Genomic DNA, 6223 nt, shown 5'->3' on the forward strand with positions numbered 1-6223 from the left:
CCGGCTACCAGATATTCCAGGTATTTCTCGGTAACCTGTGAAAAGTGGGCTTCGTGGCCAACTTTATATTCTTCGGGAACCAGAACCTCCCAGCCGTTTTCAGCTGGTCGCATATTTAGGCCAGGGAACTCTCCACTTAATTCGTCAAGTGCCGATTTAAGATTTTCTTCAAAGCCATCCGCCTCTTTTACTGGCTCTACGTACAGCGCAGGCTGGTAATTCTGAGGGGCGTCCTGCCGAATGACTAAATTAGCTTTTGTCCCCCGCATGATGGAGTAGTGCGTGTCTTTAGCTCCTTCGGGCGCTTCAAAATTCCAGATAGCGGCTACCTTACCATGAACACCCCGCGCGGTGAACACAAACTCACCATTGGCGTAGGTGTTCAGCACCGAATTTTGTACATCTTTTTGTAGATAATCAGGAAAGTCCGTCATTCCTGTTACTTTTTCAAATTGCGCGGACGAAAGCTCAGTAGGCCAGCGGCGCGCTGTTACCACTTCTACTTCAGTAGTATCAATGCCTTCTTCGGGAAAGCACTCCCACAGAATTAAATCAACTAAGTGCGTAGATACATCTACAATACCTTCACCTTGCTGTTCCGTATCAAAAAACCAAGCCGGACGAATTAGTGGGCTGCCCGCTACTTCTTTAGAAAAATGATGAATACTTTCTTTAGATATTGCCGGATTATCCGGAGTTCCTTTTTCCAGTTCGCCAAACACTTCCACTTTCTGCGATAATGCTTTTTGTAGCATCGTCGTTATTTCGTAGCGTTCAGTCATAATATCGTACAACAGAACCCCTTGTTCCTGAGCTGTAGTTAGCGCTGATTTTAATTTAGGAAATTCCTTTGGGGTAATTACCATCGGCTTATCAGCTAGCACGTTCAATCCGGCTTCCACTGATTCCTGAATATATTCGGTTTTTTTAGCGTTGTTGCCAGATAGTACTACTACATTGCCCGGTTGCTCCTGCATCATTTTGGAAAAAAAATTGTCACCGGTATACACTTCTGGAGACCAAGCGGTGGGTTCATCGCTGCGTGTGTTAAAGCCTTCAATTCGCTGCAGATGTAACTGCAAATCTTTACCCTCAGGAGCATATACATGAACGACCGAGTCTACCTGATCGTACATAAGTTTCTGAACCAACGCAGCATGGAAGTGCCCCGGATCAACGGTCATTAGTTTTACTTCATTGTCGGCTCCGGTGAATTGATTAGCCACTGGCTCTTCCTCGGTAGCAGCAGCCTGATCTTGATTAGTTCCGCCACAAGCAGACAAGATAAGCAGAACGATAACTGCCAGAATTGATTGATTCATTCGCTAGGTTGTTGTAATCGGTTGCTAAGGTAATAAAATAAAGTATAGTGTTCGGGTGTTACGGTGTTATGATGTTAATGTTAAAAGAATAAGCTAACACATCAACACCACGCACTATAACACTATATTACTAGTTACCATAACTGGTTTTGAGGGCATCAATATGTTCGTAACCCCAAGGATAGCGTTGTGAGCGAGAAAGCATTGCGTTTGCTTCATCGTCGTTTTTGAACCGCTCATTTACGGGGTCCCAGTGCAACTTACGAGGTATTTTCATAGCAATGTGCGATACTAAACAGGCACTACACGAACGGTGGGCTACTTCGGCTGGAGATATTGTCAGTTCGCGCGACTTAATACAATCTAGCCAATTGCCATGTTGCTCATGGCTTTCGTACAAGTGAACCTCATCTGAGCCGATTTCTGATTCCAGAATCTTCGGATTACTGGCCATGAAAGATTCGGATTTACCCAGGTTGGGATCAGATGCAGTAACCCCTACGTTTCCACGGGAAACAAAGATCCACCCATCTGTTCCCTCGAAGCGTACTCCGTTGGGTAGCTCGCCATCTACAATCATTTCTACACCATTGGCGTATTTGCTCTTCACATTATAGGGACCGTGTACACTCCACAGCCCGGTTTCAGGAAACTTGGCGCTGGCTTCTACTTCAATCGGCCCAGTGTATTCGGTATCCATTCCCCAGTGGGCAATATCGATGTGATGCACACCCCAGCCGGTAATCATGCCCGCCCCAAACTGTTCGCAGCGAAGCCAACCTGGTCGGGAAAATTCTGATTTATTATCCGTAAAGGGAGGCTGAGGATGGACTCGCTCTTCGGTGTAGGGCACATAGGGAGTTGAACCCAGCCACATATCATAATTTAGATTATCAGGAACATTCGTGGGAGTTTTCTCTCCGCCCGAAGGATCGCTGGGCAAGCCAATCTTAACAGTTTTAATTTCACCTATGCGGCCGTTACGTACCAATTCGCAAGCGCGCTTAAATTGCGGCCAAGGGTCTACCGAACGTTGCTGACTCCCCAGCTGAAACACAGCTCCGGTCTGATGAATAATATCACTCATTGCCCTCCCCTCTTCAATCGTTAATGAAGTGGGTTTTTGCAGGTAAACCGCTTTTCCAGCCAAAGCCGCTTCAATAGCTGGTTGGGCGTGCCAATGATCCGGAGTACTTACAATCACCGCATCAATATCGGAGCTGCTGAGCATTTCGCGATAATCGTCGTACATTTTTACGTCGACAAAGTTTTCTTTCTTCTTATTATCGGTGTACCACTTCTCAATAAACTTTTTACCTTCTTCTTTACGTCGACTATCGACATCGCATACGGCTACTACCCGCGAAATATCGTGCTTCATGGTTTCGGGTAAATCGTGAGACATGGCAATTCGGCCGAAGCCAATTTGCCCCACTTGAATTTTATTGCTGGGAGCACTTTTGCCGAAAACAGAAGATGGTACAATGGTGGGAACGAAGAAAGCTCCAGTTGTAGTTGCTAATGTTTTTTTAAGATAATCTCGTCTATTCATGATAATTGAATGAGTAAATATTTAAATAATTGAATTAGTAGTTAGGGGGCTTCATCGCTAAGAACCCAGATAATGCCGCCCAGAATATGTTGCATATACATTGGATCATCGTAGTGTTCAGCCCGATGACCTAAAGCAGTATACCACTGCCGTCCGCCATCAAACTCATGACACCAAGCCAGCGGAAACTGGTCGCCAAAGTAGTTAGCCGGATACTCATCTCGCTTTTCGTCTTCTACGGTTCTCAAATCAGCTGCTAACAGTACGTGGTTATCAGGGTTTAGGTGCTTCATATAGTAGCATTCATCATCATTTATCGACCATATCTTAGGCAGAAAGAGTGTAGACGGATGGCTATTATCTAGTACCAGAACTTCAAAATCCTGTCGGGGCGGATGCCGGTGAAACCGTCCCCCCAGCATTTGAGCAAACCAGTCCCAATCTCGCTCCGACCCGCACGCCGAATGAATACCAACGAAGCGTCCTCCCGATTGCATATATTCTTTAAATGCTTGCTCTTGTTCGGGGGTATCAAAAATATCGTTATTCGTATTAGAAAAAATTAAGACATCGTACTGCTTTAGATTTTCATTAGTGAACTGAACGGGATCTTCCGATGCTACTACCTCAAAATCATTTTCATCAGCTATCTTCTTAATTGCTTTAATGCTGGAAGGGATATTCTTATGGACAAAGCCTTCCCCGTTCTTGGTGTACAACAGCATTTTTTTACCTTCTAATGAAGGCTGACTGCTTACTTTCACTTGAGGAGGATAAGCAAAATCTTGCCAATGTCGTTCGGCAGTAGCGGCATCCATTTCCCCGTCGTAAGTGAGCATACGGTACTTCAGAGTGTATTCATGACCGGGCAGCAGTTTCCAATCCCGATCCATTGCCGGATTGAAGTTAAAGAAAACGTTTTCTTTGCCTTCGTTTGCCCCCGTAGGCCAGATACGTACCATTTCAGGATAGTTGAAATTAGTAGGATACGTCATAAAAAGGACGCCCGCTTGCCCCGCATCCGTAGGCCCCTCTACGTAGCTCCAGCGAGCCCGGGTTCCGTTTCCATCAGACTTACTCAAGCCTTCGGAAGTCACGAGTGTCGCACTGTTGTCGTCCCACAGCTCATTTGCCCGAAAACCAAAACCTTGGTAGCGGTACTCTTTAATCGTGAAAGGTTGATTGGTTGCTGGATTAAGCGTTGAGGTGAAATCTACTAAAAAACCATCGTTTTGGGCATTCCAAACTCGTACGTTCCAAGTTTCGTTTAGAGCTACTTTATCGTTTTCGGCATTCAGCGTATCTAGCACTACGTGTTTATGAGTAGCTGATATTTGACCAAACACATTACCTTCCACTACCGATGAGACATCTTTTACCCGTACAGTTCCCTGTCCCTTGTACAGATTCCAAAAATCCAACTCTTCACCCTCAAATTCGGTAGTAGTCCAGGGGTTCCAAACGCCATAGTGATGATAATGATCGGATGGTTGTATTCGGGTAAGTACTCCTCCGTTGGGAGCTCGCAAAGGATGAATATAGCCGCCCCGACGGTAGCGTTCGGAAACCCCTTCCGGCACCGGGGTTAGTCCGTAGTGGTAAGCTAACACTTCCTTATTATTGACTTGCACAGCTAAAGCCTGACCATTATCTTTTACCGTCACCTCATTTGAATTTGCCAACAATTCATTTGAAGCAGTTTTCAACGTAAAGTGGCGAGTAGTACCAGCGGGGGTTTCTCCATTTAGTATCCAGTGTAGCGTGGGTTGATAGCCTCCCCCCCACTGAGCAGCAATCGGTTTTTCTATACCTTCTGATATCTCTACCAATTGAAACTCACGCTCTGATATGGAAATTTCCCCATTCTCTATCACAACTGAAATGGGGGTGTTTACTCGAGTATAGGGGCCAGCATCAACATGAATAGCTACAGTTGTAGGTTGAGTATCTGTTGAGTCGTAGATACCCGGTAGAAGAATGAACGATAAACACTGTAGAACCTGTGTTAAGGTAAGAAGCATAAATACTAATTTAGGTTGTAGTCCGAAACTTAGCCCGAGTGTGATTTACACGGCAAGATAGTAGTTAGAAATCCCATCGTTTACCACTTTATCATGATTGCTAATCACTTGCAGTGTTGATTCTCATCTATCATCTGGGTAAAATAGCCATTTACAGAATTTATAACCAAGCTTAAATTTGTTATTATTGTGTAAAAATTAGAACATATTATCACTCGTAACCGATTGCAAAATAATAAATATTCCTATCATATGTACATATTCATTCTGTACTTAGTTGTCGGAATAATCTTCTGATCGCCAATTTCCTTGCTTCTAGTAATGAAAAATTTTAAAGATATTACTATTTACGATATTGCTAAAGAACTGCATATTTCAGCAGCTACCGTTAGCCGTGGGTTAAATGATCACCCAGCGATTAAGAAGCAAACCCGAGAGAAGATTCATGAAACTGCTCGCCGAATGGGCTATCAGCAGAATATTTTTGCCAGCAACCTTCGCAAGCAGAAGACAAATACCATTGGAGTAATTATCCCCCACTTAAACAGCTACTTTACCTCTACCGTTATTGCTGGAATAGAAAAAGTGGCTAACCAGTCGGGGTATAATCTGATTATCAGTCAATCGCTAGAGTCGGTTAAAAAGGAGCGATCTAACGTAGACACACTGTTCAACAGTCGGGTAGATGGCTTACTGGTTTCTTTAGCCAGTGATACTGAAAATATTGAACATTTTCAATTTATACTACAAAAAGAGATTCCTTTAATTTTTTTCGACCGCGTGATTGAAGCTCCCAACTGTACCTGCATTACTATTGATAATTTTCGCGCGGGTTACGATGCCACTCAGCACTTGCTTGAGCAGGGGTGCCGAAGGATCGTTCACGTAGCGGGTAATCTCCGATCCAGTGTCTACGATGGTCGCCATTCGGGCTATAAGCAGGCATTACAAGATTTCGGTTTAGCCTACGACTCATCGTTAGTGCTTTTTCCTGACTTGCGCGATCCTGATCCGGGCCAAACTGCCCACGATATTCTCGCCATGGATACACTGCCCGGCGGGCTCTTTTGTGTTAGTGATACGCAAGCAGCAGCCATAATGAGCGAATTACGGCGAGCGGGTGTAAAGGTGCCGCAGCAAATTGCAGTAGTCGGATTCAACAATGATCTATTATCTCGGGTAGTAGAGCCTGCCCTTACCACCGTTTACTATCCAGGACAAAAAATGGGTGAAGTTGCTGCTCGGACTTTGATACGTAAACTCAATCAAGAAGAAGAAAGTATACAGAACAATATTGTGATAGAACATCGCCTTATTGAAAGAGAATC

General features: G+C 44.5%; 4 protein-coding genes. 1 reads left to right on the forward strand and 3 read right to left on the reverse strand.

Annotation, left to right across the window (positions count from 1 at the left end):
* The 3 genes from WBA23_RS05400 to WBA23_RS05410 form a co-directional block, all read right to left on the reverse strand.
* On the reverse strand, window positions 1–1322 hold a 1322-nt coding region (locus WBA23_RS05400), incomplete at its 3' end, for a putative oxidoreductase C-terminal domain-containing protein (RefSeq protein ID WP_424581226.1).
* A 130-nt stretch (window positions 1323–1452) separates the two neighbouring features.
* On the reverse strand, window positions 1453–2874 hold the full coding sequence (locus WBA23_RS05405) for a Gfo/Idh/MocA family oxidoreductase (protein WP_424581227.1): 1422 nt from the start codon (window positions 2872–2874) through the stop codon (window positions 1453–1455).
* 41 nt (window positions 2875–2915) lie between these two features.
* The gene (locus WBA23_RS05410; protein ID WP_424581228.1) at window positions 2916–4895 is read right to left on the reverse strand and encodes a ThuA domain-containing protein; all 1980 of its coding nucleotides are present in this window, start codon (window positions 4893–4895) and stop codon (window positions 2916–2918) included.
* 321 nt (window positions 4896–5216) lie between these two features.
* Between WBA23_RS05410 and WBA23_RS05415 the strand changes: the two genes are divergently transcribed.
* Window positions 5217–6223, forward strand: a 1007-nt coding sequence (locus tag WBA23_RS05415; RefSeq protein WP_424581229.1) for a LacI family DNA-binding transcriptional regulator, incomplete at its 3' end; no start/stop codon positions are given.

It is taken from the genome of Tunicatimonas sp., from assembly GCF_049647865.1.
GTDB lineage: Bacteria > Bacteroidota > Bacteroidia > Cytophagales > Cyclobacteriaceae > Tunicatimonas.

Coding starts and splice junctions, on each gene's coding strand:
- WBA23_RS05405 (WP_424581227.1), bottom strand. CDS start 2,874: ATGAATAGACGAGATTATCTTAAAAAAACATTAGCAACTACAACTGGA.
- WBA23_RS05410 (WP_424581228.1), bottom strand. CDS start 4,895: ATGCTTCTTACCTTAACACAGGTTCTACAGTGTTTATCGTTCATTCTT.